This is a genomic window from Pseudomonas lini (assembly GCF_001042905.1).
In the GTDB taxonomy this organism is placed as follows: Bacteria; Pseudomonadota; Gammaproteobacteria; order Pseudomonadales; family Pseudomonadaceae; genus Aquipseudomonas; species Aquipseudomonas lini.
In genome coordinates, this window is sequence record NZ_JYLB01000001.1 from 148462 (window position 1) to 170568 (window position 22107).

Sequence of the window (22107 nt, forward strand, 5' to 3'; positions counted from 1 at the left end):
GTGTTATGGCTGGCCTGCCTGCGGATCGACGCATTTGGTAACCAGTCTTCGTCAGTGCAATAACTATCTACCGCAGCTGTGGCTTGCTGAAATGGTGTCCTGTCGCTCCACTTCTCAGGAGAGGCAGTATGCCTACCCATCTCCCCACTTCGTCCACTTCCCACAGGCCCTTGATTCGTAAACATTTGGCTTCAGGACGAAGCAGTATTCATCGTGAGCTTCTTGAACAGCTGGCGCCCGACTGGTTGATCAATGCCACGCCAGCAAGACGGGCTGCAATAAAGGCGACTGGCACGCTCCCACCGGACTGGTATCAGCGCGCGTCCATCGGGCAACAACGGGCGCTGAAGGAAAGTTTCGACGCCAGTTTTGCTTCGCAGGCTCGACTGGACAAGACGATGTCGTCGCTTCAAGACATCGACAGTTTTGCCGAGCTGATACTCACCAAGGCCCTGAAGGACCGTCTTGGTATTGAGGTAGACGTCAACAAAACCCTGGTATGTCTGAGGCAACCGCTGGAGGTCAGCGACCTTGAAATAGAAGTCGCATCGTTCGAAGTGTTGAAGCTTTCTTTGTTACAGGCAGCACTACATAACTTCGAAGCATCCGAGTGCGAGGAAGGCGCCTTTCATCGCAGGTCCGGGTTTGTTGTCGAGACATCGACCCCTGGCACGTTCCAGGTCGCTGCCGTCAATATGACGGTCAGGCAGTTCCTGTCGCTTTGTCGCCAACTGGATATCGGAGCGCAGTATCAAACCTGTGTGCAGGCGTTTTTCCAACCAGCGGATGCGCAGAAGGAAATGACACTTCGCAGGCAGTTCATTGCCAGTCAGAAAGCGGCATTGAGGGCAGCTGCCGAACTGGCCCTGCTGAAAAAGGATATCGAGCCCGACGATTACACGATGGTCCTTTCGATCATTAATGGCGAAGTCCATCCCAGGCTGGGTAACAAGTCAGTCTGGTTTCGGGATTTGAGTTTGATGAAGCGCAGGATGACAGGCTGCGTCGTGTTCAGTATCAGCGAGCAGTACCGCTATACCAATGAGTTCATCGTTTACATTCCCCATGATCCAGAGCACCCGCTCAAGCGCTACACCTCTGCGCAGTTGCGTGAAGAGTTCAAGCGACAGTTCACGGCTCGAGGTACATCGTCGTCCAGCAGCGGTGGTCCGACGGCTCACCAGCGTTTTTTCAGCCAGTTCGTGGCCTACGCCGACCGCCCTTATTACTTCAGTCAGTTCACCCGTAAAGCCGCGGACGCTCCAGCCGATCCCTTGCATTCCATCTGGGTGAAAGTCGCGCAGTACATTCCGCCGCTGTCCAGCATCGTTCGTATCAAAGAGTTACCGCCTGAGCGTTCGGGCAAGCGCGAACCGGTTGAAGACCCTTATCTCAACCCTTTCGGGATCATTCGGGAAGGCGTGGCTGGCATCTGGTCCGCCAACACCGACCTCTGGGCTTATCTCTACGAGCAAAACCGGAAAAAGGTCATCGCCGATGCGCGCAGCCATGCGGTCCCAACGGCTGATGTCGATGCACGGGTACGGGCAGAAAAGCTCAATCATTTGCTGGAAATCGGCATGCTGGGATTGAACATGGTGTCGATGTTCGTACCGGTGCTGGGCGAGATCATGCTGACGGTGATGGCCGGTCAATTGCTTTACGAATCGTTCGAGGGCGCAATCGAGTGGAGCGAAGGCGATCGCACCGCAGCCAAGGCGCATCTGGTCGATGTGGCCGAGAATCTGGCGCTGATCGCCGTGATGGCCGGTGCAGGCAAAGGGCTGGGCAAGCTACTTGCGGTGAAAGCCGAACCTGTGGTCGAGCAACTGGAGCCAGTCCAGTGTGCCGACGGAGAAACCCGATTGTGGAAGCCGGACCTGAGTGCCTATGAGCGTCATGTCGCGCTGGATCGCAACTCAGGCCCTGATAGATTGGGACAGCACCGGGTGAACGATAAAACCTACATCCGGCAGGGTGACAAGGTCTATGAAACCACCTTCGATCAATCGCTGAAAAAATGGCGTATTAAGCATCCGACTGATACACACGCCTGGCAGCCGGTACTCGAGCACAACGGGCAGGGTGCCTGGCGTCATTCGCTGGAGCGTCCGCTTGCGTGGGATCGTCTGACCCTGTTACGGCGCATGGGCCACATCACCGAGGCGTTTACTGATGAGCAACTGCTCACAATCGCTGACGTTTGCGGTGTCGATGACAATACCTTGCGCAAAATGCACATGGATCATCTGCCCCCGCCCCTTGAGCTGGCAGACGCCTTGCGGCCTTTCAAAGCCGAACATGGCGGCGGCGGGCAATTAATCAATAAGTTACAACGTGCCTGCCCAGGGCTTGGCGAGTCCGCAGCGCAAAGGATTCTGCTGGATGCCAATGCCGAGGAACTCTCACGTCTGAAAACGACGCCTCGAGTTCCGTTGAAAATGCTCGAGGAGGCCCGTTGGTATGCACAGCAGGGGCGTCAGGCCCGGGCCTTCGCCGGTCTGCACCTGGAGAGCATGGTGACGGCTGACAGCCAGTGGCTCGCACTGCATGCACTGGAACAATTGCCGGGCTGGACCGGCGAGGTGCGCCTGGAGGTTCGCGACGGCCACATCAACGGCCCGCTCATTGATGGCATTGGCAATGAAGCGGCCCCCCGTCGCAAGTATGTCGTTAAACGCGGGCCTTCTTATCAAGCGTTTGATGAACGCGGAGAGGCGCTCAACAGTGCACCCGCCAGTGGCGACAACTTTTTCGCCTCGATCATGCACGCTTTGCCCGATGAGGTCCGCCGCGCATTGGGCGTTCCACAGGTGAGTCAAAGCGCCAGCCTGAAGCGGGCGGTTATCGACTCGGCCATCGAGCATCGGGCTGAGTTGTCGCAACGGCTGGAAAAACGCACCGGGCACAGCAAGACATTCAAGCCGCCCGTTCGTGTAACAGAGCGCAGGGTGGGGTATTACGCCAGCGGGCGCGGGCAAGGCTTGAGTCCTTCGCTGGTCGCCCGGGTTCAGGATGTCTATCCGGCGCTGACCGACCAGCAAGCCAACGGATTTATCCTGGCGCAGTTGCGCTCGGGGAAAACCGACGCCCAGATTTATAGCCTTTTGCAGGCACGTCTGCGGGAGTGGGAGACGCTCGAGTCGACGCTCGATCAATGGGTCGGCGAGCCAATACCGGAATCGGTTTTGCAGTCCATGCTGGGAGGCAAGGCCTCGGTCGCGCAGAACATCAAGCAATGCTGGCGCAACTCGCCGCTGGCTGAGGAGCACTCCCGCTACAGGTTGCTTGATGTGGTCTGTGATGACCCGATCCCTTCGTTGTCGGCGGATTTCTCACATGTGCATGATCTGTATGTCCGGGGCCAATGCATCACTGACGCCAATGTCGATGCGCTTCTGGCAAATTTTCCCAAGCTGAAAAGACTGCGGATCAATGCCACGGGGTATGAGTTCAGTAACGTACCCGAGGCGTTGAGCGCGATGCCGGACCTCACTGGGCTGAGCCTGTATTCAGTCGCTCCCTACGCGGTGGACATGCCGTCCAGACTGAGTACGTTGACGACGCTTGAAGAACTCAGTGTTTTTTCCTCGGGCTATGCACCGCTAACAGTAGATGTCTCGCGCTTGCGCAATCTGCGCAGGCTGGAAGTCCTGGCACCTGCGATGTTTGAATGGCCTGCGGGTGTGTTTGAACTTCCCCAGCTTGAGCGTTTGGATCTCGGTGGGACAGGCATCAGAGCCTTGCCCGACGGCATTTTCGAGGGGCATGAAAAGCTCTGGTCCGGGTTGTCGCTGGACTGGTCGAACTTCCTTCGTGAAAACTTCAAGCCGGCCTATGAATACGTCAAGAGTCACCCGGAACACCTTGTTGATCGCGAGGAAATGGTCAGGGACTACTGCAAAGGTGAGCTAAGACGCCTCGGCGAGGGGATCAACGAGTCCTTCGAGAGCATGTTCAGTCAGTTTGTCCAGCAATGGCAGGGCGCCGAGACGAGATTCGAAGCCATCGAGGCGTTGAGCCAGGAATACAGCGTGCTTGACCGGCAACTGAATGATTGGTCCCACCGCGCGATGCAAAAGCCAATAGTGATCAAAGACGTCATGGGGCGCGCGCGGGTGGCAACTACCCTTAGAGCCTGTTGGCGCAACGGTGCATTTAAACGCTATGGCTCGGCCGTAGAGGCCTCGGTGCTCGATTTGCCGAATCTGGAACTCAATGATCTTCCCGATTTCCCCGCCAATGTTTTCCCTCATGTACAAACGGTGCATCTGAATGGGGCGAGAGTACCTGCCGAGCAGATTCGCGGTTTTTTACACGGGTTTTCCGACGTACAAAAACTCGATCTGAGTGGCAGCGATTTGATCGAAGTTCCGATTGCGCCCGGCGACCTTGGGAAGTTGAGTCATCTGGATCTCTCCAACAACCGGATTGTTGTCGATTCAGCGGTTCAGCAAGGTTTTGACGGGCTGCAGTCGATCGAATACCTGGATTTGCGCAACAACCCGCTGCACTCGCTGGACGTCAGTGCAATGACTCGCCTCAAGGCCCTCGGTTTGCGGGCGACAGATTTGCAGGAGTGGCCGGCAGGGGTGCAACACCTGCCGGATCTGACCTGGCTGGATTTGCGTGACAGCCAAATCTCCTCGCTGCCAGCGCAGCTATCGGATGAGAGGCTGCTCACGACCAATCTGACCGGCACGCCTTTATCCCCACCAAGCGTCGCAACGCTCAATGCAGCCCGGCAGCGCATGGAGGTTGCCAAAGGCCTTCCTGTCGGGGCTCTGGAACGGTTCGATAGGGAAGAGGTGCCACAGGATTTCCCGCCGTCCGAGAGCGGGAGTTCGATCGCACGTCATTTGCTGCCGCTGTCAGAAACTCCAGCGGGAGAAGGGGATGCGGTTTTGGTAAAACGCCTGCAACGGCTGAAACCGACACTCGCCGATGATGACGCATTGCAAGTGATCGAGCAGATGCGAGAGCGCGGGGCCGCGGACGTGCAAATCAGCGAGCGACTTGCCGGATGGGAGCAGACGTTTGAAGCGCTGACGCGCCGATTGAATGGCTGGCTATTTACCTGGGGATCTCGCGGTGCTGGCTGGATGACGTCGTCCAGCACTCGCCGGCTGGGTGCTTTGCGAATTCTTGAATGCTGGCGCGAAGGCCTGACCGGCACGGATGCTGTTGCCGATGCCGTGTTGAATCTAAATGGTCTGCAATTGGGCGAACTTCCCGAGCTGCCGGCATCATTCGATCACGTCGGCACGTTGAACCTGACGAGTGTGAAGCTTACCGGGCAAGGCTCTGATGGGTTCCTCAAGGCGTTTACTCAGCTGAAATCGCTGGAGCTTAATGGCAATGAACTGGAGGCCGTTCCTGAGCCGGTCCAGCACATGGATAAACTTGTGCGACTGGAAATGTCCTCAAACCGGATAAGCGATACCGAACACTTGTATGCCTCATTGAGCAATCTGGAACATTTGCAGTGGCTGGATCTGAGCTACAACGAACTGGAGGCCTTTGATGTCGGCGTTTTTGAGGTATTGGAGACACTCGATCTGCGCAACAACAATTTGACCGAATGGCCGGGCGGCGTGCTGGATGCCAACCGCCTCAGAACCCTGAACCTCAGTGGTAACGACATCACGTCGATTCCAGCGCAGGCTCTGGATGGCAACCACGACGTGCTGCTGGCCGGTACAGACCTGAGCGACAACTACAACTTGTTGCTTGAGAGTTTTGAACGATTGAGGGCTTATCGCGATGCGGGATTACACGACACCGTGCTGGGGTTTTCACGTGCTGATCTTGATGAGTTGATTGATGACGCCCACGGTTACGGCGAAGGCAGCAGTGAAAGCATCGAGTCGGATGAAGAACTCTCTGATGTTGCGTCTGACTCAGAACAAAAAACACCCTGGCTAGCCAATGCTCCACCTGAGGCGTTGGCGAGTAAAACCGAGATATGGAATCAACTCGCGGCAGAGCCGGACAATGCTGCGTTCTTTCATCTACTTTCGCGATTGCAGGATACGCAGGAGTTCCGGGTGGCGAACGCCGATCTGACGCGGCGGGTGTGGACTGTGATGGAGGCCGCCGCCAGCAACACCGAACTTCGGGAAATCCTGTTTGCCAGTTCCGCTACCCATGGCACCTGTGTCGACGGTCGAATCCTCACCTTCAGCGGGCTGGAAAGCACAGTGTTCACACACAATGCCTTGCTCGATATTCCTGCCGGACGCCTGGGTGCGAAGGGCGAAGCACTGTTGAAGTTGTCCAGGCAGTTATTCCGCCTGGACAAGGTAGACGAGTTGGCGACGAGAACCGCCGCTCGTACCGGTCAGGATGAGGCCGAGGTGCGCCTGGGTTATCGAATCGGCCTGACGGATGGATGGGATGACGGCCTGAGCCTGCCTGGGCAACCAAGACATATGACCTATGCCTCAGGAGTAACACCCCAACAACTGGCGGACGCTCGCATTGAGATCTCCAATGCAGAACGGTCCGATGGGTTTTTTGCAGACTTGATCCAGCGAGATTGCTGGGTGAGCTACCTCAAGGAGAAATACCCTGAGGTCTTCAAGGCACTCGATGAGGTGGACATTCAGGAGGTGGATGAAGATGGGATTGATAGCGCTGACGACCCTGCATTCTTGAGCCAGCTTTTTGATCACGCGGCGGCGCGCAACGCGAAGATGATCGACTTGTCCCGTAAAGAGGTCTCGGAGCTGACGGATGGAGGATCTCCGCCGGGGACATCGCCCCGTCTGCCGGGCGCTTCAATCAGCTAAACAAGTCTTGCCCAAAAGGCCCTCGACACCGGATTGCCCGGCGTCGGGGGTTTTTCAGCGGATGACTCAGTTGTCGTAACCCAGATTAGGCGCCAACCAACGCTCGGTCACGCTCAATTCCTGACCTTTGCGCGAGGTGTAACTCTGCACCTGATCCTTGTCGATCTTGCCCACGGCGAAGTACTGCGCCTGTGGGTGAGCGAAGTACCAGCCGCTGACCGCTGCCGCCGGGAACATGGCGTAGTGTTCGGTGAGGAACACGCCGCTGCGGCCGGCCTTGAGCTCTTCCGCTTCCGGGTCCAGCAGTTTGAACAGCGTGGCTTTCTCGGTGTGATCCGGGCACGCCGGGTAGCCCGGAGCAGGGCGGATGCCGGTGTATTGCTCTTTGATCAGCGCCTCGTTGTCCAGCGTCTCGTCCTTGGCGTAGCCCCAGTAGTCTTTACGCACCTGTTGGTGCAGCCACTCGGCACAGGCCTCGGCCAAGCGGTCGGCCAAGGCCTTGACCATGATCGAGTTGTAGTCGTCGCCCGCATCCTGATAGGCCTTGGCCACTTCTTCGGCGCCGATCCCGGCGGTGGTGATGAAGCCTCCCACGTAGTCGGTCACGCCGCTGTCTTTGGGCGCAACGAAGTCGGCCAGGGAGAAGTTCGGTTTGCCGTCGGTCTTGATGATCTGCTGGCGCAAGTGATGCAGCTTGGCCAATGGCTTGCCGTCATCGCCGTAGACTTCGATGTCATCGTCGCGCACCTGATTGGCCGGCCAGAAGCCGAACACCGCACGGGCGCTGATGAGTTTTTCGTCGATCAGCTTGGCGAGCATTTCCTGGGCATCGGCGTACAGCGCGGTGGCGGCTTCACCGACCACTTCGTCCTTGAGGATGCGCGGGAACTTACCGGCCAAGTCCCAAGAGATGAAAAACGGCGTCCAGTCGATGTATTCGGCCAGCACCTTCAGGTCGATGTTGTCCAGCACCTTGGCGCCGGTGAACGTCGGTTTGACCGGTTCATAGCTGGCCCAGTCGAACTGCGGTTTCTTGGCGATGGCCACCGGGTAGCTCAGGCGTTCGGTACGGGCACTGCGATTGGCAGTGCGCTCGCGAACGTCGATGTATTCCAGGCGAGTCTTCTCGACGAAACCGGCCTTCAGTTCCTTGGACAGCAACTGCGTCGCCACGCCCACGGCGCGGGAGGCGTCGGTGACGTAGATCACCGCGTCGTTGCTGTACTTGGGCTCGATCTTCACCGCCGTGTGCGCCTTGGACGTGGTCGCGCCACCGATCATCAACGGCAGATGGAAGTCCTGACGCTGCATCTCGCGGGCCACGTGAACCATTTCGTCCAGCGAAGGCGTGATCAAACCGGACAGGCCGATGATGTCGCATTTCTGCTCTTTGGCGACCTGCAGGATCTTCTCCGCCGGCACCATCACGCCGAGGTCGACGATGTCATAGCCGTTGCAGCCCAGCACCACGCCGACGATGTTCTTGCCGATGTCATGCACGTCACCCTTGACCGTGGCCATGAGGATTTTGCCCTTGGCTTCCGGTTTGTCGCCTTTTTCCAGCTCGATGAACGGGATCAAGTGGGCCACGGCCTGTTTCATCACGCGGGCGGATTTCACCACCTGCGGCAGGAACATTTTGCCGGCGCCGAACAGGTCGCCGACGATGTTCATGCCGGACATCAGCGGGCCTTCGATCACTTCGATCGGGCGAGCAAAGGACAGGCGCGACTCTTCGGTGTCTTCCACGATGTGGGTGGTGATGCCCTTGACCAGCGCATGTTCGAGACGCTTGTTGACGTCCCAGTTGCGCCACTCTTCGGTCTCGGCTTCCTTGACGCTGCCGTCGCCCTTGTACTTGTCGGCGATGGCGAGGAGGGCGTCGGTGCCTTCCGGGGTGCGGTTGAGGATCACATCTTCGACGGCGTCGCGCAGTTCCGCCGGAATCTGGTCGTAGATCTCCAGTTGGCCGGCGTTGACGATACCCATGGTCAGGCCGTTGCGGATCGCATACAGCAGGAACACCGAGTGAATCGCCTCACGCACCGGATTGTTGCCACGGAACGAGAACGATACGTTCGACACGCCGCCGGAGGTGAGGGCGTACGGCAGTTCGTCGCGGATGTAGGCACAGGCGTTGATGAAGTCCACAGCGTAGTTGTTGTGTTCTTCGATGCCGGTGGCCACGGCGAAGATGTTCGGGTCGAAGATGATGTCTTCCGGCGGGAAGCCGACTTCGTTGACCAGAATGTCGTAGGAGCGTTTGCAGATTTCTTTCTTGCGCGCTTCGGTGTCGGCCTGGCCGGCTTCGTCGAAGGCCATCACCACCACTGCGGCGCCGTAGCGCTTGCACAGTTTGGCGTGATGAATGAACTGCTCGACGCCTTCTTTCATGCTGATCGAGTTGACGATGCCCTTGCCCTGGATGCACTTGAGGCCGGCTTCGATCACTTCCCACTTGGAGGAGTCGATCATGATCGGCACGCGGGAGATGTCCGGTTCACCGGCAATCAGATTGAGGAAGGTCACCATGGCCTTCTTCGAATCGAGCATCCCTTCGTCCATGTTGATGTCGATCACCTGGGCGCCGGCTTCGACCTGCTGCAGGGCGACTTCCAGGGCTTCGGTGTAGTTGTCGTCACGGATCAGCCGTGCGAATTTGGCGGAACCGGTGATGTTGGTGCGCTCGCCGACGTTGACGAACAACGAGCTGCGATCGATGGTGAACGGTTCCAGGCCCGAGAGGCGGCAAGCCTTGGGAATGTCCGGAATCTCGCGCGGCGCATAACCGGCCACCGCTTTGGCGATGGCTTCGATGTGGCCCGGCGTGGTGCCGCAGCAGCCGCCGACGATGTTCAGGAAGCCGCTTTGGGCGAATTCTTCGATGACCTTGGCGGTTTCCGATGGCAGTTCGTCGTACTCGCCGAATTCGTTCGGCAGGCCGGCGTTCGGGTGCGCCGACACGTAGGTGCTGGCCTTGTTCGACAGTTCTTCCAGGTAGGGGCGCAGTTCACTGGCGCCCAGGGCGCAGTTCAGGCCGACGGAGATCGGCTTGGCGTGGGCCACGGAGTTCCAGAACGCTTCGGTGGTCTGGCCGGAGAGAGTGCGGCCGGAGGCGTCGGTGATGGTGCCGGAAATCATGATCGGCAACTCGACGCCCAACTCTTCGTAAACACCCTGCACGGCGAAGATCGCAGCCTTGGCGTTGAGGGTGTCGAAGATGGTTTCGATCAGGATCAGGTCGGCGCCGCCTTCGATCAGGCCTTTGGTGGCCTCGGTGTAGTTTTCCACCAGTTCATCGAAGGTCACGTTGCGGTAGCCGGGGTTGTTCACGTCAGGCGACAGCGAGCAGGTGCGGCTGGTAGGGCCGAGCACGCCGGCGACGAAACGCGGCTTGTCCGGGGTTTCCAGGGTCTTGGCGTCCGCCACCTTACGCGCCAGGCGTGCGCCTTCTACGTTGAGTTCGTACGCCAGGCCCTGCATGCCGTAGTCGGCCTGGGACACTTGGGTGGCGTTGAAGGTGTTGGTTTCCAGAATGTCGGCGCCGGCATCCAGGTAGGCTTTTTCAATAGCACCGATCACGTCCGGGCGCGTCAGCACCAACAGGTCGTTGTTGCCTTTTACATCGCTCGGCCAGTCGGCGAAGCGTTTGCCACGGTAATCCTGCTCCTCGAGCTTGTAGCTCTGGATCATCGTACCCATGCCGCCATCGAGAATCAGGATGCGCTCTTTGAGGGCGTGCTTGAGAGCTTGAAGGCGAACGCTGCGATCGGACATTTGGACTACTCGGTAAGGCCATGACGAAGGGGCGGGATAATAACAAACCTGTGCGCTTTTGGAGCATGTGCGGGTTTTGCATGAATATCGTTCATGTTGGTGCGCGGGCCACACCGGTAGAATCGCGGCGTTTTCTCATGATCAGGACCAGGGATATGTCGTATCGCGTCGTCACCAGCCTATTGATGCTGTTTTTAAGCGGGGGCGCCGCTGCACAAGGTCCGGATATTTCCTACGTCCGCGACATTCAACCGATCTTCACCGAAAAGTGCGTGGCCTGCCATGCCTGCTACGACTCCGCCTGTCAGCTCAATCTGGGCAGTGGCGAAGGGGCGGCCCGAGGCGCGACCAAAGCGCCTGTCTATGATGGCGAACGCCGTCAGGCCGCAGCACCGACCCGGCTGTTTTATGACGCCTTTGGCAAACGTGCCTGGCAGCAAAAGGGCTTTTATTCGGTGCTTGACGCCCAAGGCAGCCAAGCGGCGCTGATGGCGCGGATGCTCGAACTGGGCCACAAAACCCCGTTGCAACCCAACGCCAAGTTGCCGGAAGACATCGTCCTGGGCCTGAACCGGGAGAACATGTGCGCCATGTCGGCGGAGTTCGACGGCTACGCCAGCTCCCATCCGAAAGAAGGCATGCCGTTGGCGGTCACCGGCCTGACCGATCAGCAATACCAGACGTTGCAACGCTGGCTGGCCTCCGGCGCGCCAATCGATGAACAGGGCCTGGTACCCAGCGCCAAGGAAGCCTTGCAGGTGGTGCAGTGGGAAAACCTGCTCAACGCGCCGGGCGCCCGGGAGAGCCTGGTCGGGCGCTGGTTGTTCGAGCACTGGTTCCTGGCGCACCTCTATTTCAAGGACGGCGAGCCGGGGCATTTCTTTCAGTGGGTGCGTTCGCGCACGCCAACGGGGCAGCCGATCGACCTGATTAACACTCGCCGTCCGAATGACGATCCGGGCACTCAGGTCTATTACCGTCTATGGCCGGTGCAAGGCGTGATCGTGCACAAGACCCACATCACCTATCCGCTCAGCGCGGCGAAGATGGCGCGGATCAAAAGCCTGTTTTACAGCGGTAACTGGCAGGTCAACGCGCTGCCGGGTTATGGGCCGGAGCGACGGGCTAATCCGTTCACGACCTTTGAGGCCATTCCGGCTCAGGCGCGTTACCAGTTCATGCTCGATAACGCCGAGTACTTCGTGCGCACCTTTATTCGTGGCCCGGTCTGCCGCGGCCAGATCGCCACCGACGTGATCCGCGATAACTTCTGGGCGCTGTTCCAGGCCCCGGAGCATGACCTTTACATCACCGACCCGAACTATCGCGGGCAGGCCACGCCGTTGCTGGCGATGCCGGGGCAGAACGATGACGTCGGCAGTGTCCTGAGCCTGTGGCGTGACTACCGCGACAAACGCAACGAGTACGAAGCCTTGCGCCGGGACAGCTACGCCGACCTGCCGGCACCGAGCTGGTCGACCCTGTGGGCCGGCAATGACAACGCTTTGCTGAGTATTTTCCGGCATTTCGACAGCGCCTCGGTGAACAAAGGCCTGATCGGTGACGTCCCGCAAACTATTTGGCTGTTCGATTACCCGTTGCTGGAACGCACGTATTACCAGTTGGCGGTCAACTTCGATGTGTTCGGCAACGTTTCCCATCAAGCCCAGACCCGGTTGTACTTCGACCTGATTCGCAACGGTGCCGAGCAGAACTTCCTGCGTCTGATGCCGGCCGACTCACGGGACGGCTACCTCGACGATTGGTACCAGAACGGCGGCAAGTTCAAGATGTGGCTGGATTATGAGTACATCGATAACGACAAGCCAACGGCGCTGACGCTGGACGAAAAGGACCCGAAACGCGATTTCACCCAGCAATTGTTGGCCCGGTATGGCGAACTCAACGCCAAACCCGATCCGATCAACCGCTGCGATGGCGCTTATTGCTCGCGGCCGAACATCGGTCTGGCGTTGCAGAACGCCGAACAGGCCTTGAGCCGCCTGACTTCACGCCCGGCCGCCGGTTTGAAAGTCATCGATCTGTTGCCGGAAGCCACGATGTTGCGCATCGAGACCCAAAGCGGCAAACGCGAGGTCTACAGCCTGCTGCGCAATCGGGCCCACAGCAACGTGGCGTTCCTGCTCGGTGAGTCGCTGCGCTATCAGCCAGGGCTCGACACGTTGACGATTTATCCGGGTGTACTCAGCAGCTACCCGAACTTCGTGTTCAACATCCCGGCCGGGCAAGTGCCCACGTTCGTCGACGCGATGGAGAATGCCAAAGACGCCGCCAGTTTCGAGAAAATCGTCGAACGCTGGGGTATTCGTCGCAGTCATCCGCAGTTCTGGCAGTATTTCCATGATCTGAGCCGCTACATCCACGACACCGACCCGGTGGAAGAGGGCGTGCTGGACATGAACCGCTACGAGAATCTTTGAAAGTCTGCAATTCAATGTGGGAGCGAACTGTGGCGAGGGGGCTTGCCCCCGTTTGAGTGCGCAGCACTCACAAGATTTTCGGTATGTCAGAAATTTTGGGGCTGCTTCGCAACCCAACGGGGGCAAGCCCCCTCGCCACAGGTCGCTCCCACAGTGATCAGTGCATCTTTCCCGACAAAAATACTAGGACTTTGTCCGGCGCGATGATTGGCGTAAACTGCGTCCAAGCCTGCGAGGAGTTTCCATGACCGCTATTACCATTACCGACGCCGCCCACGATTACCTGGCTGATCTGCTCTCCAAGCAGAACACCCCGGGTATTGGCATCCGCGTCTTTATCACCCAGCCTGGCACCCAGTACGCCGAAACCTGCATTGCCTATTGCAAGCCGGGCGAAGAAAAACCTGAAGACACGGCGCTTGGGCTGAAAAGCTTCACCGCGTACATCGACCACTTCAGCGAAGCATTCCTGGACGATGCGGTAGTCGACTATGCCACCGACCGTATGGGCGGCCAACTGACCATCAAGGCGCCAAACGCCAAAGTACCGATGGTCAACGCTGACAGCCCGGTCAACGAGCGCATCAACTACTACCTGCAAACCGAAATCAACCCGGGGCTGGCCAGCCACGGCGGTCAGGTCAGCCTGATCGATGTGGTCGAAGACGGCATTGCGGTGCTGAAATTCGGCGGCGGTTGTCAGGGCTGCGGCCAGGCAGACGTCACCCTGCGCGAAGGCATCGAGCGCACCTTGCTCGAGCGTATTCCTGAGCTCAAGGGCGTTCGTGACGTGACCGACCACACGCAGAAAGAAAACGCCTACTACTAAGGTGTTCGCTGCAGAAACGAAAAAACGGCACCCGTGAGTGCCGTTTTTTTATGGGCGATCGATAACCTGTGGCGAGGGGGCTTGCCCCCGTTGGGTCGCGAAGCGGCCCTCTACATTTTTCAGATACACCGAGTTGTCCGGTTTTACGACTGCTGCGCAGCCGAACGGGGGCAAGCCCCCTCGCCACAGGGTGTGGTTGGCTCAAGGGCGGTATAGATGCGCATGCCCCGCGCGATACAGCGACGATTCACTGAAATGATCGCTGCCCAGCACCCGGCCCACCAGAATCAGCGCCGTGCGGCGAAATCCCTTGGCTTCAACCTTCCCGGCAATATCCGCCAGCGTCCCCACCACCCAATCCTGATCCGGCCAGGTTGCCCGATGAATCACCGCTATCGGGCAATCGGCGCCGTAGTGCGGCAGCAATTCGACGAGGATCTTCTCCAGATGATTGACCCCCAAGTGGATCGCCATGGTCGCCCCATGCTGCGCCAGACTGCCCAGCTCTTCACCGGCCGGCATGGCGGTCTTGTCGGCGTAGCGGGTCAGAATCACGCTCTGTGACACGTCCGGCAAGGTTAGCTCGGCACCCAAAAGGGCCGCGCAGGCGGCGGTGGCGGTGACGCCGGGAATGATTTCGAAAGGGATGTCGAGTTCACGCAAGTAGCGAATCTGCTCGCCAATCGCGCCATACAGGCTCGGATCGCCGGAATGCACCCGGGCCACGTCCTGGCCGTTGGCATGGGCGGCCTTGACCAGCTCGATGATCTGTTCCAGGTGCAATTCGGCGCTGTTGACCACCTGTTCGGCCCGGTGACCCTCCAGCACAGCGGCAGGCACCAGGGAGCCTGCATAGATGATGACCGGGCAGCTACGAATCAGCCGCTGGCCTTTGACGGTGATCAGTTCCGGGTCGCCGGGGCCTGCGCCAATGAAGTAGACGGTCATCGTCGTTTCCTGTCAGAAAAAGGGTATGGGCACGCTTCAGATGAAGATTGCTCATGATCGAAGACGGGGATTATCGGGGATTTTACGCGGCGCTGGCCAATGCAAGGGTGGCCTGGGCGTATTTTTGTCGTGGAATCAGCAACTTTGCCGGTGCCTGAGCCAACTGTTCGGCCAATGCCAGCGCGGCACTTTCCGCTACGCCGTAACAGCCGGTGCGTTCGAACGCGATGTCCGAGTGGTGACTGAGTTGCGGTTCATAACCGGCCAATTGTTCGCTGCTGAAATACATCAACGGCAATGCCAGCTGTTCGGCCAGTTCGATCAGGGCGGGCTCTTCGCGCTTGAGGTCGATGCTGGCCAGGGCCTTGATCTCACGAAGCTCGATTTGATGGGCCTGTAACGCCTGATCAAGCAGCGCCCGCAGCGTGCTGACGGGGCAGCCGCGCTGGCAGCCCAGGCCGACCACCAAGGTCGGCGCTGCGCTGACGTCAGTCATGCGGAGTATTGGCCATCGCTTTTGCGGCGGAACAACCAGGCGCTGATCAGGCCCAGGGCCAGCCAGAACGCCATGTTGGTCAGCTGCGAAGCGATTTTGAACTGCGCTTCCAAGGCTTGCGGCGCCAGCATCGAATGCACTTCCGGTTGTGGCGCGCCGATCACATGAGGCACAGCCAGAATCGCCACGCCGAGGATCTTCATCAGCCAGTGACGGCTGAACACGATCAGTGCGATGCCGACAGCGGTGGATGCTGCAGTGCCGATCCACCAGATCTGTCGTTGCGCCAGATCCGCCGCGGCAGTGCCCGGCAGCTCAGGTGGCAGGCCGAGAGTTGGCGCCAGCACGAATGTCGCATAACCGGCCAGACCCCAGAGCAGGCCCTGAGAGGTACGGCGTGGAGCGCGCAAGGTGTAGAGGCCCGCGAGCATCAAAGCGAAACCGACTGCTACCACCAGATTGCCGCCGGTGGTCGACAGCACGCGCTGCCAGCCGTCTTCCGGCTCCCAGGCTTCGGCATCGTGGGTGTGAGCGGTGACAGCACCCGCGGCGTGCTCGTGGATTTCGACAGCGGCCGGCTCGGATTTTTCGTAGGTCTCGGCCTGCAAAATCAGCGGGGCCACCCAGAAACTTTGCAGCAGGGTCAGCAGCAGGGCGGCCAGCAGCCCGCTGAAACCTGCGGTTTGCGCAATACGCTTGATCATGTCAGCAGGTCTCAATGGCACGGAAAGGCGGAGCTGTGACGGGTGTCGTGCGCGGCGTTGTGCACCGCTTCGATGTGCGAGAAACCGGCGAAATACACAAGACTGGCGCCAAGGATCGACGCACAAAAAGCGGCGGTCAGGCGTTGGCTCAGGGTAGTGGTGGTGCTGATGGTGCTCTTTTTATCGGTGTTGCTGCCGGTGCTGCTGATGATCGACATGGCGCTTCCCTCTGGTCTGTCAGCGGGTGAATAGAGCGCATGAAAACCTCCGCACGCCGGGGCACGCAGAGATTTCGAACAGCGCCCGCCCACCGCGGGTTTGTTATTCAGTGAACGTAAAAGTCACTTTGTGTTGCGGGCCGGTCTCCGGGCTCGCGAGGGGCAGGGCTTGCGCCGACACCTGCAAGCATCACCTTCCCATGCCGTATGACAGGCACAGTGGATCTGACGCTTCACTCGCTTACCGTTGCGGGGGCAGCACCGGACTGACATGGCTTTGAGTAAAGCACATGATTCACCGGTTTCCCGTTTCACCCTGTGAAGGGCACCCGTAACAAGGCGTGTAGGAGAGCATGGGCGGGGGTTGGGCGTCAATTGGCATGGGTTCTCAACTCGGAACCCAGTCGCCTGCATCGCGGGCAAGCCACGCTCCCACATTGAACCGAGTTCTTCCATGGGAATGCGGTCAAAAGTGGGAGCGGGCTTGCTCGCGAAGGGAGCGCCGCAGATGTCATGTGGACATTGACCCGCCCCCACACGATGCGTAGCCTTGCGCTTTCGAGGTTCTTCGGCGTTTGCCGAAGCTAAGAAGGGAACGCGGTCGATGCCGCGGCTGCCCCCGCAACTGTGAACGGTGATGTTCGCTGCCACGCCACTGCAAGCCCTGATCCCTCAGGTTCGCGGGAAGGCGCAGCGAATGCCAGGCCAATAAGGCCGGCACACCGTCAGCCAGGAGACCTGCCTCGAAACGAATTCTCACTACAACCGGGCGGGGTGATCCGGTGGCGAAATCTTCCGCGCGCATTTGCAGCAGCGGTCGTCGTCCCGTATGCCCGCCACCTTGCCAAAGGGCATCCGATGAAAACACTGGCCAAACTCCCCGTCACCATCGTTACCGGCTTCCTCGGCTCGGGCAAAACCACTTTGCTGCGCCACATGCTCGACAACGCTCAGGGTCGTCGCATCGCGGTGATCGTCAACGAGTTCGGCGAGCTGGGCATCGACGGCGAAATCCTCAAGCAGTGCTCGATCGGTTGCACCGAAGAAGAAGCCAACGGTCGCGTCTACGAACTGGCCAACGGCTGCCTGTGCTGCACGGTTCAGGAAGAGTTCTTCCCGGTGATGCGCGAACTGGTCGCTCGTCGCGGCGACCTCGACCACATCCTCATCGAAACCTCGGGCCTGGCCCTGCCAAAGCCTTTGGTTCAAGCCTTCCAATGGCCAGAAATCCGTAGCGCCTGCACGGTTGACGCGGTGATCACCGTGGTCGACAGCCCGGCCGTTGCAGCTGGCACCTTCGCTGCGTTCCCGGATCAAGTGGATGCCCAGCGCAAACTCGACCCGAACCTGGACCACGAATCGCCGCTGCACGAGCTGTTTGCCGACCAACTGGCCAGCGCCGATCTGGTGATCCTCAACAAGGCCGACCTGATCAGCGCTGAAGACCTGGCCCGCGTGCGCCTGGAAGTCGCCGAAGAACTGCCGCCGGCGGTGAAAGTCATCGAAGCCAGCAGCGGTCGTCTGCCACTGGACGTGCTGATCGGCCTCGGTGCCGGTTCCGAAGAACACATCGACAGCCGCCACAGCCATCACGATCATCACCATGAGGGTGAAGACGGCCATCACGATGAGCATGACCACGACGCGTTCGATTCCATCTCGATCGAGCTGCCGCAAGCCGACGAAAGCCTGCTGATGGATGCGCTGACTCAATTGGTGGTCCAGCACGGCATCCTTCGGGTCAAAGGTTTTGCAGCAGTGCCGAACAAGCCGATGCGCCTGCTGATCCAGGGCGTGGGCACGCGCTTCGACAAGCACTTCGACCGTCAGTGGGGCGCTGAAGAAGCGCGCACCACCCGTCTGGTGTTAATCGGTCAGGACCTGGATGCCGCTGCGCTCGAAGCGCAATTGCGCGCTGCGCTCAGCGTTTAAACCATGCACCTGCTCAGGACCCAGCCCGGCGGTTTCGTGTCGGATGACAACATTGCCGACCTTGGACAAACCCCCGCCGAGCTGGTGATCCTGTGCAGCGGCGATTCCAGCCTGGCGTTGCTCGCCGAAGCGGCGCAGCAGTTGCCCGACGATTACCCGAGCGTGCGCCTGGCCAACCCGATGCAGGTGCAGAATCACGCCTCGGTCGATCTCTACGTCGACGAAGTGCTGCGCCACGCCAAGGTGATTCTGATCTCGCTGCACGGTGGCATCGCCTATTGGCGTTATGGCATCGAGCGTCTGGTGGAATTGTCCGAGCGCGGCGTGCAACTGATTCTGGTGCCGGGGGACGATCGTCCGGACCCGGAACTCAGTGACCTGAGCACCGTAACTCCGCAAGACCGCGACCGGCTCTGGTACTTCCTGCGTCAGGGCGGCATGGCCAATGCGCTCGACCTGTTTCGCTGCCTGGCCAATCGCTGGTTGGACCGTGATTACGCCTGGTCCGAGCCGCAAACCCTGCCACGCACCGCGATTTACCACCCGCAAAAAAGCCCCGCAGAACTGAAGGATTGGCAAGCCGACTGGCAAGCTGATCAGCCGGTGGCGGCAGTGCTGTTTTACCGCTCGCATTTGCAGGCGGCGAACACTGGTTTCATCGATATTTTCTGCCAGCGTTTGCAGGCGGCGGGGTTGAACCCGTTGCCGATTGCGCTGGCCAGTCTGAAAGAGCCCGGCTGCCTGACGGTGGTTGAGGACTTGCTGGATGAAGTCGAGGCGGGGGTGATTCTCAACACCACTGGTTTCGCCCAGTCCAGCCCCGAAGCACCCCATTTGCGGCCGTTTCGCCGCAATATTCCGGTGATCCAGGCGATCTGCGCCCAGGACAATGAACCCGGTTGGCGCGCCAGCGAACAGGGCCTCGGCCCACGGGATCTGGCGATGCACATCGCGCTGCCAGAACTGGACGGGCGGATCATCAGCCGGCCGATCAGTTTCAAGGACCTGGCCTGGCGCAGTGAGCGCAGTCAGTCCGACGTGGTCTGCTACCGGCCGCAACCTGAGCGCATGGATTTTGTCGCTGAACTGGCACGGCGCTGGATCGATCTGGCGCGGGTGCCCAATGGCGAAAAACGCATTGCCCTGATCCTCGCCAACTACCCGACTCGCGACGGGCGCATCGGCAATGGCGTTGGCCTGGATACCCCGGCCGCTGCGTTGAATATCCTGCGGGCCTTGCATGCCGAAGGTTATCCATTGCCAGCTGAACTGCCGGACAGCGGCACCGCGCTGATCCAGCAATTGCTCGGCGGCGTCAGCAACGACCTCGACACCCTCGACCAGCGCCCCTGCCATCAAAGCCTCGCGCTGGACGACTACAACCTGATGTTCAACGCGCTGCCCGAGGCCAATCACCAAGCCGTGCTGGAACGTTGGGGTTCGCCCGAAAACGATCCAATGTTCCGTGGCGGACGAATGATGATTGCCGGTCTGCGCTTCGGCCTGACTTTCGTTGGCATTCAGCCGGCCCGGGGTTACCAGGTCGATCCAAGTGCTGTCTATCACGACCCGGACCTGGTGCCGCCTCACGGCTATCTGGCGTTCTACTTCTGGTTGCGCAACACCTACGGCGCTCACGGCGTGATCCACGTCGGCAAGCACGGCAACCTCGAATGGCTGCCGGGCAAGGGCGTCGGGCTGTCGGAAAACTGCTGGCCGGACGCATTGCTCGGGCCGCTGCCGAACATCTATCCGTTTATCGTCAACGATCCGGGCGAGGGTGCCCAAGCCAAGCGTCGCACCCAAGCGGTGATTATCGATCACCTGATGCCGCCGCTGACTCGCGCTGAAACCTACGGTCCGCTGCGTAATCTCGAATTGTTGGCCGACGAATATTACGAAGCGCAATTGCTCGATCCGCGCCGCGCCCGGGAGTTGCAGCGCGACATTCTGCAACTGGTGCGCGACACGCACATCGACCGTGAACTGCAACTGGACGAAAAGCTCGACAGTGACGCCGACGCGGCGATCTGGTTGCCGCGCCTGGACACGTACCTGTGCGACTTGAAGGAGTCGCAGATCCGCGATGGCCTGCACGTGTTTGGCGAATCGCCGGTCGGGCGGTTGCGCATCGACACCTTATTGGCCTTGCTGCGTATTCCTCGCGGCGATGGTCGCGGGGCGCAATCGAGCTTGCTGCGGGCATTGGCCAAGGCGTTTGCGTTGGGGTTTGATCCGTTGGATTGTGCGTTGGCCGAGCCGTGGACCGGACCACGTCCCGCGGAACTGCAATTGCTTAACGATGAACCCTGGCGCACCGCCGGGGATACCCGTGAACGCCTGGAGCTGTTCGCCACTCAACTGATTTCGCATACGTTGAACCAGCCTCAAGCCCAACCCGGCCCCTGTGGGAGCGGGCTTGCTCGCGAAAGCGGAGTGTCAGTCGACATTGATTTGCCTGACACACCGCTTTCGCGAGCAAGCCCGCTCCCACAGGAAGCAAGTTGGTCGGAGGTGAACGCGATCATCGACAGCCTGCGCAACGTCGTTGCCCCACGTCTGGACGCCTGCGGCCCGGCAGAAATGCGCGGTCTGCTCGACGCCCTCAGCGGCCGATTCGTCCCCGCCGGCCCTAGCGGTGCGCCAAGTCGCGGCCGTCTGGACGTGCTGCCCACCGGGCGCAATTTCTATTCGGTGGACGTGCGCAACCTGCCAACCACCACCGCATGGCGCATCGGCTTCCAATCCGCGAACCTGATTCTTGAGCGGCACTTGCAGGACCACGGCGATCACCTGCGTCAGCTCGGCCTGTCGGTCTGGGGCACCGCGACCATGCGCACCGGCGGCGACGACATCGCCCAGGCCATGGCGCTGATGGGCGTGCGGCCGGTGTGGGCGACTGGCAGCCAGCGTGTCGATGACTTCGAAATTCTGCCGTTGAGTTTGCTGGACCGGCCACGGGTGGATGTGACCTTGCGCGTCTCCGGATTTTTCCGCGATGCCTTTGCCAACCTGATCCGGTTGTTCGATGCCGCCGTGCAAGCGGTCGCCGCGCTGGATGAACCGGACGATCTCAACCCGTTGGCGGCCAAGGTCCGCGCCGAGCGGCAAGCGCTGCTGGAATCCGGTCTGGATGAAGACGCGGCGCGACGGCAGGCCGGCTGGCGCATCTTCGGGGCCAAGCCGGGTGCTTACGGAGCGGGCGTGCAAGGCGCTATCGACGGTCGTTTGTGGCAAAGCCGCGAAGATTTGGCCGAGGTTTACCTGAACTGGGGTGGCTACGCTTACGGTGGCTCTGACGAAGGCACCGCCGCACGCGAACAATTCGCCCAGCGCCTGAGCCAGGTGCAGGCGGTGCTACAAAATCAGGATAACCGTGAGCATGACTTGCTCGATTCCAACGACTATTACCAGTTCCAGGGTGGCATGCTGGCGGCCGTCGAAAGCCTCAGTGGTGAAGCGGCGGCCAGTTATCACGGCGATCACAGTCAGCCGGACTTGCCGAAGATTCGCACGTTGAAGGAAGAGCTGAACCGGGTGATCCGTTCCCGTGCGGCCAATCCGAAATGGATCGACGGGGTCAAGCGTCATGGCTATAAAGGCGCGTTCGAACTGGCGGCGACAGTCGATAACCTGTTTGCGTTCGACGCCACCACGCAGTTGATCGACGATCACCAATATGCGTTGCTGGCGGACGCCTATTTGCTTGATCCAGCGACTCGGGAGTTTGTCCGCGAACACAATCCCCATGCCTTGCGCGACATGACCGAGCGCATGCTCGAAGCGCAGCAGCGGGGGATGTGGAAAGAACCGGGCGAGTACCGCGAGGCGCTGGAGAATTTGTTGCTGGACATCGAAGAAGACGGGTAACTCTGTGGCACCGCTAACCTGTGGGAGCGTGGCTTGCCCGCGAAGAGGTCCTAACAATCAACATTGATTTCGACTGAGCGGGCGCCTTCGCGGGCAAGCCA

Annotated in this window: 10 protein-coding genes and 2 riboswitches; of the genes, 5 read left to right on the forward strand and 5 right to left on the reverse strand. The window is 59.9% G+C overall.

Annotated features, from left to right (window positions below; genetic code table 11):
- Positions 1-83 precede the first annotated feature (83 nt).
- Entirely contained in the window at positions 84-6791 is a 6708-nt protein-coding gene (locus tag TU81_RS00825; RefSeq protein WP_233427259.1) for an NEL-type E3 ubiquitin ligase domain-containing protein, read from the forward strand.
- A 66-nt stretch (positions 6792-6857) separates the two neighbouring features.
- Here TU81_RS00825 and metH read toward each other — a convergent pair whose 3' ends face one another.
- Complete coding sequence (gene metH, locus TU81_RS00830; protein WP_048392721.1) at positions 6858-10568, reverse strand: methionine synthase; 3711 nt, start codon at positions 10566-10568, stop codon at positions 6858-6860.
- Between the two features lie 155 nt (positions 10569-10723).
- Between metH and TU81_RS00835 the strand changes: the two genes are divergently transcribed.
- Positions 10724-13009: a fatty acid cis/trans isomerase gene (locus TU81_RS00835; protein WP_048392723.1), complete on the forward strand. Its 2286-nt coding sequence runs from the start codon at positions 10724-10726 to the stop codon at positions 13007-13009.
- Between the two features lie 244 nt (positions 13010-13253).
- Complete coding sequence (gene nfuA / locus TU81_RS00840) at positions 13254-13838, forward strand: Fe-S biogenesis protein NfuA (RefSeq protein WP_008011019.1); 585 nt, start codon at positions 13254-13256, stop codon at positions 13836-13838.
- A gap of 201 nt (positions 13839-14039) precedes the next feature.
- Here nfuA and cobM read toward each other — a convergent pair whose 3' ends face one another.
- From cobM to TU81_RS00860, 4 genes are all read right to left on the reverse strand, one after another.
- Entirely contained in the window at positions 14040-14786 is a 747-nt protein-coding gene (gene cobM / locus TU81_RS00845) for a precorrin-4 C(11)-methyltransferase (protein ID WP_048392726.1), read from the reverse strand.
- 82 nt (positions 14787-14868) lie between these two features.
- Positions 14869-15282, reverse strand: a complete 414-nt coding sequence (locus TU81_RS00850; RefSeq protein WP_007898224.1) for a cobalamin biosynthesis protein — start codon at positions 15280-15282, stop codon at positions 14869-14871.
- Entirely contained in the window at positions 15279-15986 is a 708-nt protein-coding gene (locus tag TU81_RS00855) for a CbtA family protein (protein WP_038982946.1), read from the reverse strand. Before TU81_RS00855 ends, TU81_RS00850 begins: the two co-directional genes overlap by 4 nt.
- Before the next feature lie 11 nt (positions 15987-15997).
- Positions 15998-16204, reverse strand: coding sequence for a CbtB domain-containing protein (locus TU81_RS00860; protein ID WP_038982947.1), 207 nt, complete (start codon positions 16202-16204; stop codon positions 15998-16000).
- A 121-nt stretch (positions 16205-16325) separates the two neighbouring features.
- Positions 16326-16552: riboswitch (cobalamin riboswitch) on the reverse strand.
- Positions 16553-16748: 196 nt separating this feature from the next.
- A riboswitch (cobalamin riboswitch) is annotated at positions 16749-16964 on the forward strand.
- Positions 16965-17062: 98 nt separating this feature from the next.
- Between TU81_RS00860 and cobW the strand changes: the two genes are divergently transcribed.
- Together cobW and cobN are read left to right on the forward strand one after the other, a co-directional pair.
- Positions 17063-18136, forward strand: a complete 1074-nt coding sequence (gene cobW, locus TU81_RS00865) for a cobalamin biosynthesis protein CobW (RefSeq protein WP_038982949.1) — start codon at positions 17063-17065, stop codon at positions 18134-18136.
- Between the two features lie 3 nt (positions 18137-18139).
- Positions 18140-22006 carry a cobaltochelatase subunit CobN gene (gene cobN, locus TU81_RS00870; protein WP_048392728.1) on the forward strand — a complete coding sequence of 1289 codons (3867 nt, stop codon included), beginning with the start codon at positions 18140-18142 and terminating at the stop codon, positions 22004-22006.
- The last annotated feature ends 101 nt before the right edge of the window (positions 22007-22107 follow it).